The organism is Plantibacter sp., assembly GCF_059073635.1.
On the sequence record NZ_JCACOF010000012.1, the window covers coordinates 312,338 to 329,581 of the forward strand.

General features: G+C 69.6%; 16 protein-coding genes and 1 pseudogene. 15 read left to right on the forward strand and 2 right to left on the reverse strand.

Annotated elements, in window-relative coordinates; all coding sequences use genetic code 11:
* Positions 1-24: 24 nt before the first annotated feature.
* The 4 genes from AC5JOC_RS18790 to holA all read left to right on the forward strand — a co-directional run bounded on the left by AC5JOC_RS18790 (position 25) and on the right by holA (position 4,856).
* Positions 25-501, forward strand: a complete 477-nt coding sequence (locus AC5JOC_RS18790) for a hypothetical protein (RefSeq protein WP_494246986.1) — start codon at positions 25-27, stop codon at positions 499-501.
* A 109-nt stretch (positions 502-610) separates the two neighbouring features.
* Entirely contained in the window at positions 611-1,312 is a 702-nt protein-coding gene (locus tag AC5JOC_RS18795; protein WP_494246987.1) for a ComEA family DNA-binding protein, read from the forward strand.
* Between the two features lie 462 nt (positions 1,313-1,774).
* On the forward strand, positions 1,775-3,733 hold the full coding sequence (locus AC5JOC_RS18800) for a ComEC/Rec2 family competence protein (protein ID WP_494246988.1): 1,959 nt from the start codon (positions 1,775-1,777) through the stop codon (positions 3,731-3,733).
* Between the two features lie 67 nt (positions 3,734-3,800).
* Positions 3,801-4,856, forward strand: coding sequence for a DNA polymerase III subunit delta (holA, locus tag AC5JOC_RS18805; RefSeq protein WP_071260815.1), 1,056 nt, complete (start codon positions 3,801-3,803; stop codon positions 4,854-4,856).
* Between the two features lie 197 nt (positions 4,857-5,053).
* On the opposite strand, the gene rpsT is transcribed toward holA, so the two are convergent.
* On the reverse strand, positions 5,054-5,314 hold the full coding sequence (gene rpsT / locus AC5JOC_RS18810) for a 30S ribosomal protein S20 (protein WP_064295571.1): 261 nt from the start codon (positions 5,312-5,314) through the stop codon (positions 5,054-5,056).
* A gap of 219 nt (positions 5,315-5,533) precedes the next feature.
* Here rpsT and lepA point away from each other — a divergent pair, with 219 nt between their 5' ends.
* From lepA to hemW, 3 genes are read left to right on the forward strand one after another with little or no spacing between them, the layout of a single operon-like run.
* Positions 5,534-7,384 (forward strand): translation elongation factor 4, encoded by a 1,851-nt coding sequence (lepA, locus tag AC5JOC_RS18815; protein WP_079705746.1) that lies wholly within the window; start codon positions 5,534-5,536, stop codon positions 7,382-7,384.
* Entirely contained in the window at positions 7,381-8,025 is a 645-nt protein-coding gene (locus AC5JOC_RS18820; RefSeq protein ID WP_242664435.1) for a DUF1990 domain-containing protein, read from the forward strand. The genes lepA and AC5JOC_RS18820 overlap by 4 nt, the downstream gene beginning before the upstream one ends.
* A 10-nt stretch (positions 8,026-8,035) precedes the next feature.
* A complete protein-coding gene (gene hemW / locus AC5JOC_RS18825) occupies positions 8,036-9,262 on the forward strand; it encodes a radical SAM family heme chaperone HemW (protein ID WP_064295568.1) in 1,227 nt (408 codons plus the stop codon).
* 69 nt (positions 9,263-9,331) lie between these two features.
* Here hemW and AC5JOC_RS18830 read toward each other — a convergent pair whose 3' ends face one another.
* Positions 9,332-9,889, reverse strand: a complete 558-nt coding sequence (locus tag AC5JOC_RS18830) for a DUF4870 domain-containing protein (RefSeq protein WP_234993956.1) — start codon at positions 9,887-9,889, stop codon at positions 9,332-9,334.
* 216 nt (positions 9,890-10,105) lie between these two features.
* On the opposite strand from AC5JOC_RS18830, the gene hrcA reads away from it, so the two are divergent.
* From hrcA to era, 8 genes and pseudogenes are all read left to right on the forward strand, one after another.
* Positions 10,106-11,128 carry a heat-inducible transcriptional repressor HrcA gene (hrcA, locus tag AC5JOC_RS18835; protein ID WP_085510717.1) on the forward strand — a complete coding sequence of 341 codons (1,023 nt, stop codon included), beginning with the start codon at positions 10,106-10,108 and terminating at the stop codon, positions 11,126-11,128.
* 54 nt (positions 11,129-11,182) lie between these two features.
* On the forward strand, positions 11,183-12,304 hold the full coding sequence (dnaJ, locus tag AC5JOC_RS18840) for a molecular chaperone DnaJ (protein WP_064293629.1): 1,122 nt from the start codon (positions 11,183-11,185) through the stop codon (positions 12,302-12,304).
* A 1-nt stretch (position 12,305) separates the two neighbouring features.
* A pseudogene (locus AC5JOC_RS18845) lies at positions 12,306-12,896 on the forward strand (RsmE family RNA methyltransferase); the annotation flags it as partial.
* Positions 12,897-13,094: 198 nt separating this feature from the next.
* The gene (locus AC5JOC_RS18850; RefSeq protein WP_064293856.1) at positions 13,095-13,448 is read left to right on the forward strand and encodes an HIT domain-containing protein; all 354 of its coding nucleotides are present in this window, start codon (positions 13,095-13,097) and stop codon (positions 13,446-13,448) included.
* Positions 13,449-13,524: 76 nt separating this feature from the next.
* Positions 13,525-14,538, forward strand: a complete 1,014-nt coding sequence (locus AC5JOC_RS18855) for a PhoH family protein (RefSeq protein ID WP_228498304.1) — start codon at positions 13,525-13,527, stop codon at positions 14,536-14,538.
* On the forward strand, positions 14,535-15,002 hold the full coding sequence (gene ybeY / locus AC5JOC_RS18860) for an rRNA maturation RNase YbeY (RefSeq protein ID WP_064293631.1): 468 nt from the start codon (positions 14,535-14,537) through the stop codon (positions 15,000-15,002). Before AC5JOC_RS18855 ends, ybeY begins: the two co-directional genes overlap by 4 nt.
* Positions 15,002-16,306, forward strand: coding sequence for a hemolysin family protein (locus AC5JOC_RS18865; RefSeq protein WP_079705751.1), 1,305 nt, complete (start codon positions 15,002-15,004; stop codon positions 16,304-16,306). Before ybeY ends, AC5JOC_RS18865 begins: the two co-directional genes overlap by 1 nt.
* Complete coding sequence (gene era, locus AC5JOC_RS18870) at positions 16,303-17,211, forward strand: GTPase Era (protein ID WP_079705752.1); 909 nt, start codon at positions 16,303-16,305, stop codon at positions 17,209-17,211. The genes AC5JOC_RS18865 and era overlap by 4 nt, the downstream gene beginning before the upstream one ends.
* The last annotated feature ends 33 nt before the right edge of the window (positions 17,212-17,244 follow it).

Sequence of the window (17,244 nt, forward strand, 5' to 3'; positions counted from 1 at the left end):
GTGCTTCCTCGGTAGCATGACCGGGTGCCCGCTCTCGCCCCATCAGTACGAACGCTCCGCGTGTTCCAGATCCTGTGGGTGATCGGCTTCCTGATCGGAACGACCACGCACACCGCGGATCTGATCCTCGGCGGGTTGGACGTCTACGGCGGCTTCCCGCCCGGCGTCCGGCTGTTCTGGGTGACGCTCACGGTCTTGGACCCCATCACCGCTGTGCTGATCATCCTTCGACGGCGCGCCGGCATCGTGCTCGGAATCACGGTGATCGTCGCCGACATCGCCGTGAACTGGACCGTCTTCGTTCTGCTCGGCGGACTCTCGTGGTTCGGCGTCATCAATCAGAGCCTGTTCGCGGTGCTCATCCTCGCCACGGCTCGCCCCCTGTGGATCTGGTTCGGGCGATCTTCGACACGAGAGCGGGCCGACGCGGGCCAGAGCGGTCTGACCGCCCTCGGTCGGAAGACGACCGGTCGACGCCGAGGCGGTCGGCGAGCTGGCTGAATCCTGCATCCCAGGCGAACGCGCTCCACAGGGGCGGTCGCGGTGCGTTCGGTGCCCGCGGCGGCGGTGAGCGTGTGGTTCGGGGCGTCCGGGCTCGTAGCGTTCGAGGATGACCATCGAACCGGAACCCATGTCCCACCCGGTGCCGTCCAGTCGTTCGGCCACACGCCGCCTGCTGCGTGAGCTACCGCGCCCAGAGTTCCGTGCCGGGGCGGTCGTCGTGCTGGTGATCGCGGCCCTCGTCGTCGCCATCCTCGTCTCGCTGTTCACCTCAGGCGGGGCGGTCAGGACGATCGGTGGGGCGGAGCTGTCGGCTGACGCGAGCCCCGTTCCCGGCGCGACTCCGGGAGCGACCGCGCCCGCCGGCTCGGCGACGGGGGAGCTGTTCATCCATGTCCTCGGAGCGGTCGCGGCCCCTGGTGTCTACCGGCTGCCGGACGGATCACGTGCGTTCGACGCGGTAGCGTCCGCCGGCGGCCTCCTACCGGAAGCGGACACCAGTGCCGTGAACCTCGCACGGTTCGTGAACGACGGCGAGCAACTGTACGTCCCAGTGGTCGGCGAGGTGCCACCTGGCGGAGGCGCGAACGGGTCGGCTGCCGGGAGTCCGTCCGGCTCGCAGCTCGTCAACGTGAACACGGCATCCGCGGCCGAACTCACCGCACTCCCGCGGATCGGAGAGGCCCTGGCCGCACGCATCGTCGCCTGGCGGGAGGCGAACGGACCGTTCGCCACCCTCGACGACCTGAGCGCGGTCGAAGGCATCGGCGCGAAGACCCTCGAGGGGCTTCGCGCGGCGGCGACGGTGTGACCGCAGACGCGGCCACCGGACCGACATCCGGGCGAGGTGAGAGCGCGATGCGGTTCCCGCGCCTGCTCATCCCGGCGGCGGTCTCCTGGGTCGGTGCGGCCGTCTGCAGCGCGGCTCCAACGCTGGCCTGGGGTGGGGTACTGGTCGCTTTCCTCGTCGCCTCCGCCTGCCTCGGGTGCAGCACGGTCGTCCGGCGTCGCCGTGCGGAGTATCGCCCGGGGGAGCGTCGGACAGGGTCTGTCGTCATCACGACACTCCTGCTGTGCGCGTGCGCCGCGGCGCTGTTCGGCATGGTCGCGGCCTCGATCGCCGCACGCGCGCCTGACCGGCAGCCGGAGGCGCTGCAAGCGCTCGGAAACGCTCCAGTGGATGCCGAGGTCGTGGTGACCGGCGACGCCGTGCCCACCGGTTCGGTCACGACGGGGTCCGGCATCCGCTTCGCGGCCGACCTCGTGACGGCCAGTGGAGACCACAGCGATCCTGGAGCGCCTCTCGGTCCCGGTCCTCGTCTTCGCGCCGGTGCCGGCGGATCGGGCGCCGAGGATCGGCGAGCGCTGGCGCGTCGACGGCTCGCTCCGATGGAACGCGCCGGGTGATGCGCGGGCAGCGCTGCTCTTCGCACGGGAGGAACCCGAGCTGCTGGGGGAGCCGCCGGCGATCCTCGACTGGTCGGCGTCGCTCCGTTCCGGCCTCGTCGGGCTCGCGTCCACCTTGCCCGGCCCGGGTGGGGAACTGCTGCCCGGCCTCGCGATCGGCGATGTGAGTCAGGTGAGTGACGCGGTCACGGAGTCGATGCAGCGCAGTTCACTCTCGCATCTGACGGCCGTGTCCGGAGCGAACTGTGCGGTCATCGTGTGGCTCGTCAGCACCGCGGTCGCGGCACTCGGCGGCGGGCGGAAGCTCAGGATCTCGTGTGCCCTGCTGTGCCTCGTCGCCTTCGTGGTCCTCGTGACGCCCCAACCGAGCGTGCAGCGGGCGGCTCTCATGGCTGCCTTCGTCCTGGTGATGGGCGGCTTCGGGCGGCCGATCAGGGGCCTCGCCGCGCTGTCGTTGGCGGTGGTCGTCCTCCTCGTCGCCGACCCTTGGCTGGCCGGGCAGTACGGGTTCGGGCTCTCGGTGCTCGCCACCAGTGGTCTGCTGCTCCTGAGCGGACCCCTCACGGACCTGCTGGGCAGGTGGCTGCCGCGAGGGATCGCGGCCCTCATCGCGATCCCGGCAGCCGCCCAGCTCGCCTGCCAGCCGATGCTCGTCCTCCTCGACCCCGCGATCCAGCTCGGCGGTGTCCCCGCGAACCTGCTCGCGGGCCCGGCCGCAGCGCCCGCGACCATGCTCGGGCTGCTCGCCTGCCTGCTGGTCCCGTTCGCACCACCACTCGCATGGCTCGTCGCGTGGCTCGGGTGGGTGCCGGCGACCTGGATCGCAGCGGTGGCCCGGTGGTTCGAGGGCGTCCCTGCTGCGCGGGTGCCGTGGCCGGAGGGGCCGCTGGGCGTCGTGCTCGTCACCGTGCCGACCGTCTTGATCGCCACGCTCCTGCTGTTCCGTCGGGACCTGCCCCCGAGGTGGTCGAGGACGATCGGGGTGGCGGTTGTCGTGGCGCTCGTGGCACTGTGCGGTCGGGCGGTCGGGGACGGACTCGGGCCGGCCCTGCACCGGCCGGGCGACTGGATCGTCGCCGCCTGCGACGTCGGTCAGGGAGACGCGGTCCTCCTGCGACAGGGCGGCGCCACCGCCCTGGTCGACGTCGGGCCCGACCCCGAACCGCTCCGCGCGTGCTTGGACGAACTCGGGGTGTCCCGCATCGAACTGCTCGTCCTCACCCATTACGACCTCGACCACGTCGGAGGCCTCGACGCGGTCGTCGGCAGGGTCGACGAGGTGCTGCTCGGGCCGGTCGACGACCCGGAGGACGAGCGCATCGCACGAGTGCTCCGAGCGGCCGGTGCGGAGGTGCGACAGGCCGGCGCCGGGGACCAGGGGGTGCTGGGGGTCCCGGAGAGCGCGGCGCCGTGGCGCGTCCTGTGGCCGGACCCCGCGGCAGGTGGCGTCGAACCGGGGAACGACGCGAGCGTGGTGGTCCGGTTCGACCTCCTCGCCGCATCGGTGCTGCTGCTCGGCGACCTCGGTGAGGAAGCGCAGGACCGGCTGCTCGGACGGCACGCGCTCGGGGACGCGGTCGACATCGTCAAGGTGTCGCATCACGGTTCCGCCGATCAGAGTGACCGCCTGGCGCGCCGGGTCGGTGCGACCGTTGCGCTCGTCTCCGTCGGGGCCGACAACGGCTACGGGCATCCGACGCGCTCGGCGCTCGAGCTGTACGAGGCCACCGGGGCCGAGGTCCTCCGCACGGACGAGTCGGGGATCATCGTCCTCGGCCCGGGCGACGGCGGCGGGTTCCGCGTGTGGTCGGAGCGCGGCGGGTGAGCCGCCGTCACCGCCCCGCCTGGCGTCGGCGGTCGCCGGTAGACTCGGACGGTCGAGAGGAGCCGCTGTGGCTGCACCACGTTCCGCCGGTCGCGGCAAGGCCAAGACGGCGGCCAAGGCCTCGGCGGCGATCCCGCAGCTCGGCTGGTCCGAGATCCGCCCGGCGCCGATCGTGTTGGTGTCCGGCACGGAGTCCTTCCTCGCCGACCGGGCGATCCGCCGGCTGCGCGACTTCCTCGTCTCCGAAGACCCCTCGCTCGAGGTCAACGACGTCGCCGCCGACAGCTACGCCCCGGGCGAGCTGCTCACGGTCGCGAGCCCGTCGCTCTTCGGTGAGCCCCGGCTCGTCCGCGTCAGCCAGGTCGAGAAGTGCTCCGATCAGTTCCTCACCGAAGCCATCCGGTATCTCGAAGCACCGCCGGAGGGCGCCTACCTCGTGCTGCGGCACAACGGAGGCGTGCGCGGCAAGAAGCTGCTCGACGCCATCCGCTCAGGCACCGGTGGCGGTGTCGAGATCGTCTGCACCGAACTCAAGCGGGACAGCGACAAGGCCGACTTCGCCGCGGCGGAGTTCAAGACGGCGGGTCGTCGCATCACGCCCCAGGCGCTCCGTGCACTCGTCGGCGCCTTCTCCGACGACCTCGCCGAGCTCGCAGCCGCGTGCAGTCAGCTCATGGCCGACGCGTCCGAGGAGATCACCGAGCAGACGGTCAACAAGTACTACGGCGGTCGACTCGAGACGAGCGCGTTCGACGTCGCCGACGCCGCGATCGCCGGACGACACGGGGAAGCGCTGCTCGCCCTGCGGCAGGCGCTCGACTCGGGTGCCGACCCCGTGCCGATCGTCGCCGCGTTCGCGATGAAGATCCGCACGATGGCCAAGGTGTCGTCGGCACGCGGCGGGTCCGGGCAGATCGCGCAGCAGTTCGGCCTCGCACCGTGGCAGGTCGACCGCGCCCGTCGGGACCTGTCCGGCTGGACGGACGCCGGCATCGGCCGCGTGGTGCAGATGCTCGCCGAGACCGACGCCGGCGTGAAGGGCGCGAGCCGCGACCCGGTGTTCGCGCTCGAGCGGCTCGTCGGCGTCATCGCGGCACGCGGGGTCGATCTGTCGGAGCGGTAGCCCGCCGAGCTGGCCGTGGCGGCGGGCGGGATGCCCTTCGACAAGCTCAGGGACCCGTGTGCGCTCAGGGACCCGTTTGCGCTCAGGGACCCCGTTTGCGCTCAGGGACCGCTGTGTACTCAGGGAACGGAATGCCCCGGGAACGCGAAAGGCCCCGCACGTTCCGAGGAACGCCGGGGCCTTGCAGCTGGTGTCGCTTAGAGCGCGTTGACCTGCTTGGCGATGGCCGACTTGCGGTTCGCTGCCTGGTTCTCGTGGATGACGCCCTTGCTCACGGCCTTGTCGAGCTTCTTCGAGGCGAGCTTGAGTGCGGACTCAGCCTGAGCCTTGTCGCCGGCGACGACGGCCTCACGGGTTGCGCGGATGGCGGTCTTCAGCTGGCTCTTGACGGCCTTGTTGCGCTCGTTGGCCTTCTTGTTGGTGCCGATGCGCTTGATCTGCGACTTGATGTTTGCCACGTTGGGTCAACTTTCGGTTCGAGGAAATGATGTTCGGTGCCGTCGGACGGAAGAGGGCGTCTTCAAGCGAGTTCTCGTGTGGTCTCAACTCACACGCAAGCCAACAGGCAACATTACCAGTCGGGCTGAGTTCTGGCAATCCAGGGTACCGCAGCACGGGTGCTCCCCGCCGTGGGACAATGAGGGTTGCCCGATTCCACCCCTGACCCCGAGGAACGCGTGAGCCCCCAAGCAGTGAAGGCCCTCGAGCCGGCATCGACCGACCCGGCGTTCATCCGGAACTTCTGCATCATCGCCCACATCGACCACGGCAAGTCGACCCTGGCGGACCGCATGCTGCAGATCACCGGCGTCGTCTCGGACCGCGACATGCGGGCGCAGTACCTCGACCGCATGGACATCGAGCGCGAGCGCGGCATCACCATCAAGAGCCAGGCCGTGCGCATGCCGTGGTCGCTCAACGGTGAGACCTTCGCGCTCAACATGATCGACACCCCCGGGCACGTCGACTTCACCTACGAGGTCTCGCGGTCGCTCGCCGCCTGCGAGGGCGCGATCCTCCTCGTCGACGCCGCACAGGGTATCGAGGCGCAGACACTCGCGAACCTCTACCTCGCCCTCGAGAACGACCTCGAGATCATCCCGGTGCTCAACAAGATCGACCTCCCGGCGGCCGACCCCGACAAGTACGCGAAGGAGCTCGCGAGCCTCATCGGCGGCAAGCCCGAAGACGTCCTGCGGGTGTCCGGCAAGACCGGTATGGGTGTCGAGGAACTCCTCGACCGCGTCGTCGGGCGCATCCCGAACCCCGTGGGCGACCCGGACGCACCCACGCGCGCCATGATCTTCGACTCCGTCTACGACACCTACCGTGGCGTCGTCACCTACGTCCGCATGATCGACGGCCAGCTGAGTCCGCGCGAGCGCATCCAGATGATGTCGACGCGCGCGGTGCACGACCTCCTCGAGATCGGCGTCAGCTCGCCGGAGCCGACGCCCACGAAGGGCCTCGGCGTCGGTGAGGTCGGCTACCTCATCACGGGCGTGAAGGACGTCCGGCAGTCGAAGGTCGGCGACACCGTCACGACCGCGGTGAAGCCGGCGACCGACGCCCTCCCGGGCTACACCGACCCGAAGCCGATGGTCTTCTCCGGTCTGTACCCGATCGACGGCAGCGACTACCCGATCCTCCGCGACGCGCTCGACAAGCTGAAGCTCTCCGACGCCTCGCTCAACTACGAGCCGGAGACCTCCGTCGCCCTCGGATTCGGCTTCCGCGTCGGCTTCCTCGGCCTGCTCCACCTCGAGATCGTGACCGAGCGGTTGCAGCGCGAGTTCGACCTCGACCTCATCGCCACCGCGCCGTCGGTCACCTACGAGGTGAAGACGGAGGACAAGCAGGTCGTCACCGTCACGAACCCCAGCGAGTTCCCCTCCGGCAAGATCCTCGAGGTGTCGGAGCCGATGGTCAAGGTGGGCATCCTCGCCCCCAAGGACTACGTGGGCACCATCATGGAGCTCTGCCAGAGCCGTCGAGGTGCGCTGCTCGGCATGGAGTACCTCGGCGAGGACCGCGTCGAGCTGCGGTACACGATGCCGCTCGGTGAGATCGTCTTCGACTTCTTCGACCACCTGAAGAGCCGCACGCAGGGGTACGCGTCGCTCGACTACGAGCCCTCCGGTCAGCAGGCCGCCGATCTCGTGAAGGTCGACATCCTGCTGCAGGGCGACCAGGTCGACGCGTTCAGCGCCATCGTCCACCGCGAGAAGGCGTACGCCTATGGCGTGCTCATGACCGAGCGCCTGAAGAAGCTCATCCCGCGCCAGCAGTTCGAGGTGCCGATCCAGGCCGCCATCGGTGCGCGGATCATCGCCCGCGAGTCGGTCCGTGCCATGCGCAAGGACGTCCTGGCCAAGTGCTACGGCGGTGACATCACCCGCAAGCGCAAGCTCCTCGAGAAGCAGAAGGAGGGCAAGAAGCGGATGAAGATGGTCGGCAAGGTCGAGGTGCCTCAGGAAGCGTTCATCGCAGCGCTCTCCGGGGACGTGGAGACGAAGGACAAGAAGTGAACGCACGACGCAGTTCGTTCGAGGACGAGGCGGTCGACTACGCGGCCGTCGGTGCCACCCAGCGCACCGACCTCATGCAGTACCCGCCGGAGGGCTACGTGCCGTCGGAGGACGAGTTCCGCCTCGGGAGCGGTGAGGAGCGGTTCGCCCTCGCGAGCAGCGCCCTCCTCACCTGGGGACTGCACCGCTCGAGCGGCGTGGAGATCTCCGAGGTGCACCCCGGCACGGGCGTGCAGTACGGCGGCATCGCCTTCGCCGAGGACGGTACGCCGCTGGAACCCATCGAGACGCACGAGGAGCAGCGCTTCGCCGAGGACGGCACGCCGTTCATCACGCCGGGCACGACGGTCGTCTTCGCCGGCACCGTCGGCGGGGAACCGCTCGTCGGGCCGCATCGCGTCATCTCCGTCACCGAGGAGCCGGGTCACGTGAGCCTGGCCATCGGCACGATGGAGGGCGATCCGGAGAGCGGCGAGCAGTCCTTCACGATCGAGCAGCGCGAGGACGACTCCGTCTGGATCGTCGTGCGCTCGTTCTTCCGCCCGACGAAGGGTGCCGCGAAGCTCGTCGGCTCCAAGCGCCGCCGCAAGACCATGAACGACGCCTACCTCCGCGCACTCCTGCCGTCGCGCGGCGTCTGAGCGACGGACCGTGCCGAGCGCCCTCCCACTCGCCGATCCGGCCCCGTCCGACGGACTCCTCCCGGAGACGGCGGCCGTCGGTGCCCACGAGCGCAACTTCGGGGTCTACCTGCACGTGCCGTTCTGCCGGGTCCGATGCGGCTACTGCGACTTCAACACCTACACGGCGACCGAGCTCCGCGGCGCGAAGCAGTCGGACTACGCCGACGAGGCGGTCGCGGAACTCCGCTTCGGCAAGTCCGTCCTGGCGTCATCGACCGTCCCCGACCGTCCGGTCTCGACCGTGTTCTTCGGTGGCGGGACGCCGACCCTCCTCCCCGCTGACGACCTGGTCCGCATGCTCCGAGGCGTGACGGACAACTTCGACCTCGCGCCCGGCGCTGAAGTGACGACCGAGGCCAACCCCGACTCCGTCGACGCCGCCTACCTCCGCACGCTCGCCGAAGCCGGATTCACCCGGGTGTCCTTCGGGATGCAGTCCGCCGTGCCGAGCGTGCTCGCCACCCTCGAGCGCACGCACGATCCGGCTCGGGTGCCGCTCGTCGTGCAGTGGGCTCGCGAGGCCGGCCTCGGCGTCAGCCTGGACCTCATCTACGGGACGCCGGGGGAGACCCTGGCCGACTGGCGCGTCTCACTCGAGACGGCGATCGCCTGCGCACCGGACCACGTGTCGGCTTATTCGCTCATCGTCGAACCCGGGACGAAACTCGCGCGCCAGATCCGCTCGGGCGTGGTGGGGACCCCCGACGAAGACCTGCAGGCCGACATGTACGAGCTCGCCGACGATCTCCTCACCGAGGCCGGCTACGGCTGGTACGAGGTCAGCAACTGGGCGACGGACGACACGCACCGCTCCCGGCACAACCTCTCCTACTGGACCGGCGAGGACTGGTGGGGTGTCGGCCCGGGCTCGCACAGTCACGTCGGCGGGGTGCGCTGGTGGAACGTCAAGCACCCGGCGGCGTACGCCCAGCGGATCGCGGCGGGGGAGTCGCCGGCCGCCGGCCGGGAGACCCTGGACGACGAGACGCGGGAACTCGAACGCATCCTGCTGCTCACCCGCACGCGGGACGGCATCCCGATCCGGACGCTCGCCCCCGAGGCTCGCACGGCCGTCGCCGGGCTCATCGCCGAGGAACTGGTCGACGCACGGCAGGCCCTGCTCGGACGGCTGGAGCTCACGCGCCGCGGACGGCTCCTCGCCGACGCGGTCGTCCGCCGTCTGGTCGGCGACTGACCCTGCCCGAGGCGCAGAACAGCCCCGCCCGGCGGACCGGACGGGGCTGTTCTCGTGCGACTCGACGGATCAGGCCTTGATGAACTGGATCGTGAGCGGGTAGCTGTACAGCTCGCCCTTGTTCGCCTTGATCGCGGCGATGATGCTGAACACGATCACCACGACGTAGACGGCGATGATGATGAACAGACCCACGACGACGATCGTCAGGATCGAGCCGACCACGAGCGCGATCAGCATCGTCAGCTGGAAGTTCAGCGCGGTGAGCGTGTGCGCCTTGATGAACGGGCCGCGGTCCTTGAGGACCAGGTAGCCGATCAGCGGCGGGATGAATCCGAAGAAGATCCCACCGATGTGGATGAGCGTCGACCAGAGCTTCTCGTCCGACGGGCTCATGGGCTGAGCGGCGGCGTACGGCTGCTGGTACTGCGGGGCGCCTGCGGGCGGCGGCGGGTAGGAGCCGGCAGCGGGCGGCGGCGGCGCGTAGCCACCGGCGGGCGGGGGCGGGTAGGCGCCTGCGGGCGGCTGCTGCGGAGCTGCGGGAGGGGGCGTCGCGCCGTCTCCTGCAGGCGGAACCGACCCGCCCTTCGCTGGGTCGACGGGCGGCTGAGCGTTCGGATCGGACATCTTCGCACCTTTCACGGAGAGTGATATTCAATTGGTCCAGCTGAGCGTATCGCACCAGGTGTTGCTCATCAGGGACCCACGCCTGCGGCCAACGGTATTCCCGCGGCACGGGGCCGCGCAAGGGACGGCCGCGCGGAGGCCACGATATGATTGGCAGTCAGGGTCTTCGAGTGCTGATGGTCGGCGCTCCGAGGTGGATGACGGGAGGAGATCGAGATGGTGTCGGATCGCGGTCTCGAAGTGCTCCGCGTCATCGTGCAGGACTACGTCGCCTCGCGCGAGCCCGTCGGTTCCAAGACGATCGTCGACCGCCACTCCTTCGGGGTCTCCGCAGCCACCATCCGCAACGACATGGCGCAGCTCGAGGACGAAGAGCTCATCGCCGCTCCCCACACCTCTTCCGGCCGGGTGCCCACCGACAAGGGTTACCGGATGTTCGTCGACCACCTGGCCGACCGCCGTCCGCTGAACAACGCCCAACGGACGGCGATCGAGACCTTCCTCGGCGCGTCCGGCGACCTCGACGAGGTCCTGCACCGCACGGTGCGGCTGCTCTCGCAGCTGACGAACCAGGTCGCGCTCGTCCAGTACCCGATGTTCTCCCGGGCACGCGTCCGGCATCTCGAGTTGGTGAGCGTCACCCCGAACCGTGTGCTCGCGGTCATCATCCTCGACAACGGCCGCGTCGAGCAGCGGCTCATCGAGACGGAGAGCCCGGTCGACGACGACCTCATCTCGCGGCTCCGCTCGCTGTGCAACGAGGCGGTCGCGGGCCGTCCACTCCTCGACGCCCACGACGCGATCGGCGACGTCCCAGCCGACATCGCCGACCTCGATCGCGCGGCGGCCGTCCGCATCGTCGACGCGGTGCGCGAGCAGCTCTCGGCGCAGCGCCAGGACCGCCTCGTCATGGCCGGCGCCGCCAACCTCGCCCGCACCGAGGACGACTTCCCCGGCAGCATCTATCCGGTCCTGGACGCCATCGAGCAGCAGGTCGTGCTGCTCCGGCTCTTCGGTGAGATGGAGTCCGAGCGCGACAGCGTGGTCGCCAGCATCGGGCGGGAGAACGCGTCGTTCGGCCTCGAGACCACGAGTGTCCTCGCCGGGAACTACCGTTCCTCTGGTGGCGAAATCGCCCGGCTCGGCGTCCTCGGCCCCACGAGAATGGACTACGCGAGCAACATGGCTGCGGTCCGCGCCGTCGCCAGGTACCTCTCGCGCATCCTCGACGCCGAGTGACGCATCCTCGTCGCGTCCCCCAACACCTTCCGCACCTCGAACGAAAGGCCCTCAGTGGCTGACTACCCCGACCACTACGCAGCACTCGGTGTCGCCAAGGAGGCGACGCCCGAAGAGATCAAGAAGGCGTACCGCCGCCTCGCACGCGAACTGCACCCCGACGTGAACCCGGGTTCCGACGCCTCGGAACGGTTCAAGGAGGTCACGCACGCCTACGACGTGCTGAGCGACCCCAAGCAGCGCCAGCAGTACGACCTCGGTCCGCAGGCTGGTGGGTTCGGTGGCGGCGACGCCGGGTTCGGCGGCTTCGGCGACATCTTCGACACCTTCTTCGGCGGTGGCGGCCAGCAGCGCGGACCCAAGTCCCGTCGCGCACGCGGGGAGGACGCCCTGTTGCGCGTCGAGCTCGACCTCGACGAGGTCATCTTCGGCACCCACCGCGACCTCGAGGTCGACACCGCCGTGCTCTGCAGCACCTGCAACGGCTCCTGCTGCCAGCCCGGCACCTCACCGGTGACCTGCGACATCTGTCACGGCACCGGCTCCATCCAGCGGGCCGTCCGCTCGCTGCTCGGCAACGTCATGACGTCGGCGCCCTGCGGCACCTGCCGCGGCTACGGCACGATCATCGCGACCCCGTGCGTCACCTGCCAGGGTCAGGGTCGGCTCCGTGCCCGCCGCACCGTCTCGGTCGACATCCCGGCCGGCGTCGACACCGGTCTGCGTCTGCAGATGCCGGGGAGCGGCGAGGTCGGCCCGGCCGGCGGCCCGAACGGCGACCTCTACCTCGAGATGAAGGTCAAGCACCACGACGTCTTCAGCCGCGACGGCGACGACCTGTTGTGCACGCTCGAAGTCCCGATGACCGACGCCATCCTCGGCCGCCAGGTCACCGTCCACGCGCTCGACGGCGACGTCGAGGTCGAGCTGCGGCCGGGCGTGCAGAGCTCCGAGGTCATCACGGTCAAGGACCGCGGTGTCACCCGTCTCCGCGGGAACAGCCGGGGCGACCTCAAGATCGGCGTCCAGGTCGTCACGCCGACGAAGCTCGACCACCGCGAACGCGAGCTGATCAAGAGCTTCGCCTCGGGACGACGCCAGGGTGCTCCGGCGCTCGCGCAGTTCCAGCAGGGCCTGTTCGCGAAGATCCGCGACCGCTTCCACGGCGTCGGTTGAGATGAGTTCGCTGTACCTCCGTGAGGATCTCGAATCGACCGGTGTCGGCGACTCGGTGACCCTCCGCGGGCCCGAGGCGAAGCACGCCGTCGCCGTGAGTCGGCTGCGGGTCGGCGAGACGACGTCGATCGGCAACGGCCGGGGCCTGATCGCGACCGGACCGGTCGTGCGCAGCGAGCCGGGGGAGTTGGAGATCCGCGTCGAATCGGTCGTGGTGCATCCGGAGAACCGTCCCGGGCTCGTCCTCGTGCAGGCGCTGGCCAAGGGTGATCGCGACGAACTCGCCATCCAGGCGGCGACCGAGCTGGGTGTCGACCGGATCGTCCCGTGGGGCGCCGAGCGCAGCATCTCGAGATGGCAGGGCGACAAAGCGGTCAAGGGCCGTGCGCGCTGGCAGCTCATCGTGCGGGAGGCGTCGAAGCAGTCGATCCGCGCACGGGTCCCCGAGGTGGCCGAGGTCGTCGACACCCGCGGACTCGCGTCGATCGTCGCCGGCCGGACCGTCCTCGTGCTCGAACCCAGCGCGGCACTCGCTCTCTCGGAGCTCGACCCGTCGGCGCTGCTCGCCGAGGAGCTCGTGCTCGTCGTCGGTCCGGAGGGCGGCATCTCGCCGACGGAGCGGGAGCGGCTCGAAGCGGCCGGCGCCGATCGAGGTCCGGATCGGCTCGGGCGTCCTGCGCACCTCGACGGCAGGACCGGCGGCGATCGCCGCGCTCAACGTGCTGCTCGGTCGGTGGTGACGATCCACCAGCCCGCGCATGAGGCCGCCACGAACCTTAGACTGGTGGACATGAGTGAAGCACCGTCGGTATTCAGCCGCATCGTGTCGGGGGAGATCCCGACGACCCTCCTCGCCGAGACCGATCGGGTGATCGCGTTCGCCGACATCGCACCGCAGGCGCCCGTGCACCTCCTCGTCGTCCCGAAGACCGCCGAGTACCGCGACGTCGTGGAGTTGGCCGCTGGCGACCCCTCCTTGCTCGCTGAGATGGTCGAGGTGGCGTCGTCGCTTGCGAAGGAGCACACGGGTGGCGAGTTCCGACTCGTCTTCAACACCGGCGAGTCCGCCGGGCAGACGGTCTTCCACGTGCACGCGCATGTCCTCGGCGGTTCCCTGCAGGAGGGCACCCTTGGCGGAGCCTGAGTCCTCGAACCCCGACCGCTCCGTCGCTGCGCGGACGGAGGAGGTCGAGCACGTCCTCCTGGTGGACGGGCTCGCCATGGTCCGTCTCCTCGGCCCACAGGACCGCCTCCTGACGACCGTCGAGCGCGAACACCCCGGTGTCTCGGTGCACGTGCGCGGCAATGAGATCACCATCACCGGCCCGGCGCCGCAGGCCGACGCCGCCAGACGACTCGTAGAGGAACTCATCACCATGGTCCGAGAAGGACACGACCCGGGGCCGGCGGAGGTCAGCACCTCCGCCCGCATGCTCGGGCAGGACGGCTCGGCCTCCCCGTCGGAGGTGCTCGGGCAGGTCATCCTCACCTCGCGTGGCAAGACGATCAAGGCGAAGACCGTCGGGCAGCGGGCGTACGTCGACGCGATCGACGAGAACACGATCGTGTTCGGTATCGGCCCGGCCGGTACCGGCAAGACCTACCTCGCGATGGCGAAGGCGGTGCAGGCTCTGCAGCGCAAGGAGGTCAACCGGATCATCCTGACGCGCCCGGCCGTCGAGGCCGGCGAGCGACTCGGGTACCTCCCGGGCACGCTGACGGACAAGATCGACCCGTACCTGCGTCCGCTCTACGACGCGCTCAACGAGATGATGGACCCGGAGATCGTCCCGAAGCTGCTCGCGGCCGGCACGATCGAGGTCGCACCGCTCGCCTACATGCGTGGCCGGACCCTCAACGACTCGTTCATCGTCCTCGACGAGGCGCAGAACACCACGCCCGAGCAGATGAAGATGTTCCTCACCCGGCTCGGGTTCGGGTCCAAGATCGTCGTGACCGGCGACGTCACGCAGATCGACCTGCCGACCGGTGCGTCCGGTCTGCGACTCGTCACCCGCGTGCTCAAGGACGTCGACGACATCCACTTCGCCCACCTCACGAGCGAGGACGTCGTCCGCCACACCCTCGTCGGTCGGATCGTCGACGCCTACGGCGAGTACGACGCCGTCCGACAGGCGCAGCGGTTCGAGCGCGAGCAGGCCGCCGAGTTCGCCAACCGTGCCGAGCGTCGCGGCGCAGCCAGAGACCACCAGCCGAAGCGAGGACGCTCATGACCATCGAGATCAACAACGAGTCAGGCGTCGCCGTCGACGAATCGCGCATCCTCGCCCTGGCGTCGTTCGCGCTCGACGCGATGCACGTGAGCCCTGATGCCGAGCTCGCCATCGTCCTGGTCGACGAGGGCGCCATGGAGCAGTTGCACGTCCAGTGGATGGACGAGCCGGGACCGACCGACGTCCTGAGCTTCCCCATGGACGAGCTCCGTCCCGGCACCGAGGAGAACCCGACGCCGCCCGGGCTGCTCGGCGACATCGTGCTCTGCCCGCAGGTCGCCGAGACGCAGGCGGCCGCCGCGAAGCACTCGACGATGGACGAACTCCAGCTCCTCACCTGCCACGGTGTGCTCCACCTGCTCGGGTACGACCACGCGGAGCCCGATGAGGAGAAGGAGATGTTCGGCATCCAGCGGGACATCCTCCTCGCCTTCGCGCTCCAGGAGAGACGACGCAGCAGCTGATGTCCCTCGTCGCCGTCTTCGTCATCGTCGCGTTCCTGCTCGTCGCGTTCGCGGGTCTGATGGCCGCAGCCGACGCCGCGATCGGCGTCCAGTCGGGTGCGGACATCCTCGACCTCGCAGAGGGCGCCCGCTCGGGATCCGCGCTCCGCGCCATCGCAGCCGATCCGGGTGCGCACGTCAACGCGATCAACTTCATCCGGATCCTGGCCGAGACCACGGCCGCCGTCCTCGTCACCCTCGCGCTGGCCTCGTCGATCGACGAGTTGTGGCTCGTCCTCGTCCTCGCGGTCGTCATCATGACCGGCACCTCCTTCGTGCTCGTCGGTGCGAGCCCGCGAGGCGTCGGACGGACCCACGCGAGCGGAGTGCTGCGCTTCAGTGCCCCCGCCATCCGTGCCGCACGCGTGGTCCTCGGCCCGGTCGCGAACGTCCTCGTCTCCCTGGGCAACCGGGTGACCCCGGGGCTGCCCCGTTCGGTCTCCTTCACCTCGGAGGAGCAACTGCTGAGCATGGTCGACGAGGCCGCCGCGCACTCGGTCCTCGAAGAGGACGACCGCGAGCTCATCCACTCGATCTTCGAGTTCAACGAGACGCTCGTCCGCGAGGTGATGATCCCGCGCACCGACCTCGTGAGCCTGCAGCGCGATCTCAGCGTCCGCGAGGCGCTCGAGGTGTTCCTGGAGACGGGGATCTCGCGGGCGCCCGTCAGCGACGGCGACATCGACGACCTGGTCGGCATCCTGTACCTGAAGGACCTGGTGCGAGCGATGTTCGGTGGCGACGGCGTCACCGAGGTGGGCTCGATCGAGCCGCTCCTGCGGCCGGCGAGCTTCGTCCCCGAGTCCAAGAAGGCCGATTCGCTCCTGCAGCAGATGCAGAAGGAGTCCAACCACATCGCGATGGTCGTCGACGAATACGGCGGCATCTCGGGTCTCGTCACCCTCGAGGACCTCATCGAGGAACTCGTCGGCGACATCTCCGACGAGTACGACACCGACACCCCCGAGATCACCGACCTGCACGACGGACGGTTCCGGGTCGACGCCCGCCTGCCGGTCGACGAGCTGGGGGAGTTGTTCGGCCTCGAACTCGACGACGACGACGTCGACTCCGTCGGCGGCCTCCTGGCGAAGGCCCTCGGTCGGCTGCCCGTCGTCGGATCGACGGTGTCGACCAACGGCCTCGAACTCACCGCCGAGCGCGTCGAGGGGCGGCGGGGACGCATCCTCACCGTCATCGCCCAGCGCGACGACCAGCTGCAGGACGCCCAGCAGGCGTCCAACGACCACCGGGAGCACCCATGAACGACACCACCCCTCCGTCCGACTTCCGAGCGGGGTTCGTGTCCTTCGTCGGGCGTCCGAACGTCGGCAAGTCCACGCTGACCAACGCCCTCGTCGGTGAGAAGGTCGCGATCACGAGCTCGAAGCCGCAGACCACGCGTCGCGCGATCCGCGGAGTCGTGCATCGCGACCACGGCCAACTCATCGTCGTCGACACCCCCGGCATCCACCGGCCGCGCACCCTGCTCGGCCAGCGGCTGAACGATCTCGTGCAGTCAACCCTCTCCGACGTCGACGTCATCGGGTTCTGCATCCCCGCCAACGAGAAGCTCGGGCCCGGCGACCGCTTCATCAACGAGTCGCTCGACGGCTTCCCGCGCGCCAAGAAGGTGGCGATCGTCACGAAGACCGACACCGCCAGCCGGACGACGATCGCCGAGCAGCTGCTCGCGATCTCGGAGCTCCGGGACTGGGACGCCGTCATCCCGCTGTCCGCGGTGACCGACGACCAGCTCGACATCCTCGTCACCGAGGTGACGAAGCTCATGCCGCTCTCGGAACGCCTCTACCCGGCCGAGGCCACCACGGACGAGACGGTCGTCGACCGCGTGTCGGAGCTCATCCGTGAAGCCGCACTCGAGGGCGTGCAGGACGAGCTGCCCCACTCGCTCGCCGTGACCATCGATGACATGATCCCGCGCGAGGGGACCGACCTGCTCGACATCTACGCGAACGTGTTCGTGGAGCGCGACAGCCAGAAGGCGATCATCATCGGGAAGGGCGGCTCCAGGCTCCGCGACGTCGGGGCCCGGGCCCGCGCCGGGATCGAGCCACTCGTCGGATCGAGGGTCTTCCTCTCCATCCGCGTCAAGGTCGCGAAGGATTGGCAGCGCGACCCGAAACTGCTCGGTCGCCTGGGATTCTGACCCGGATCCGGTCGACCGTCGGCGCCGTGGGCC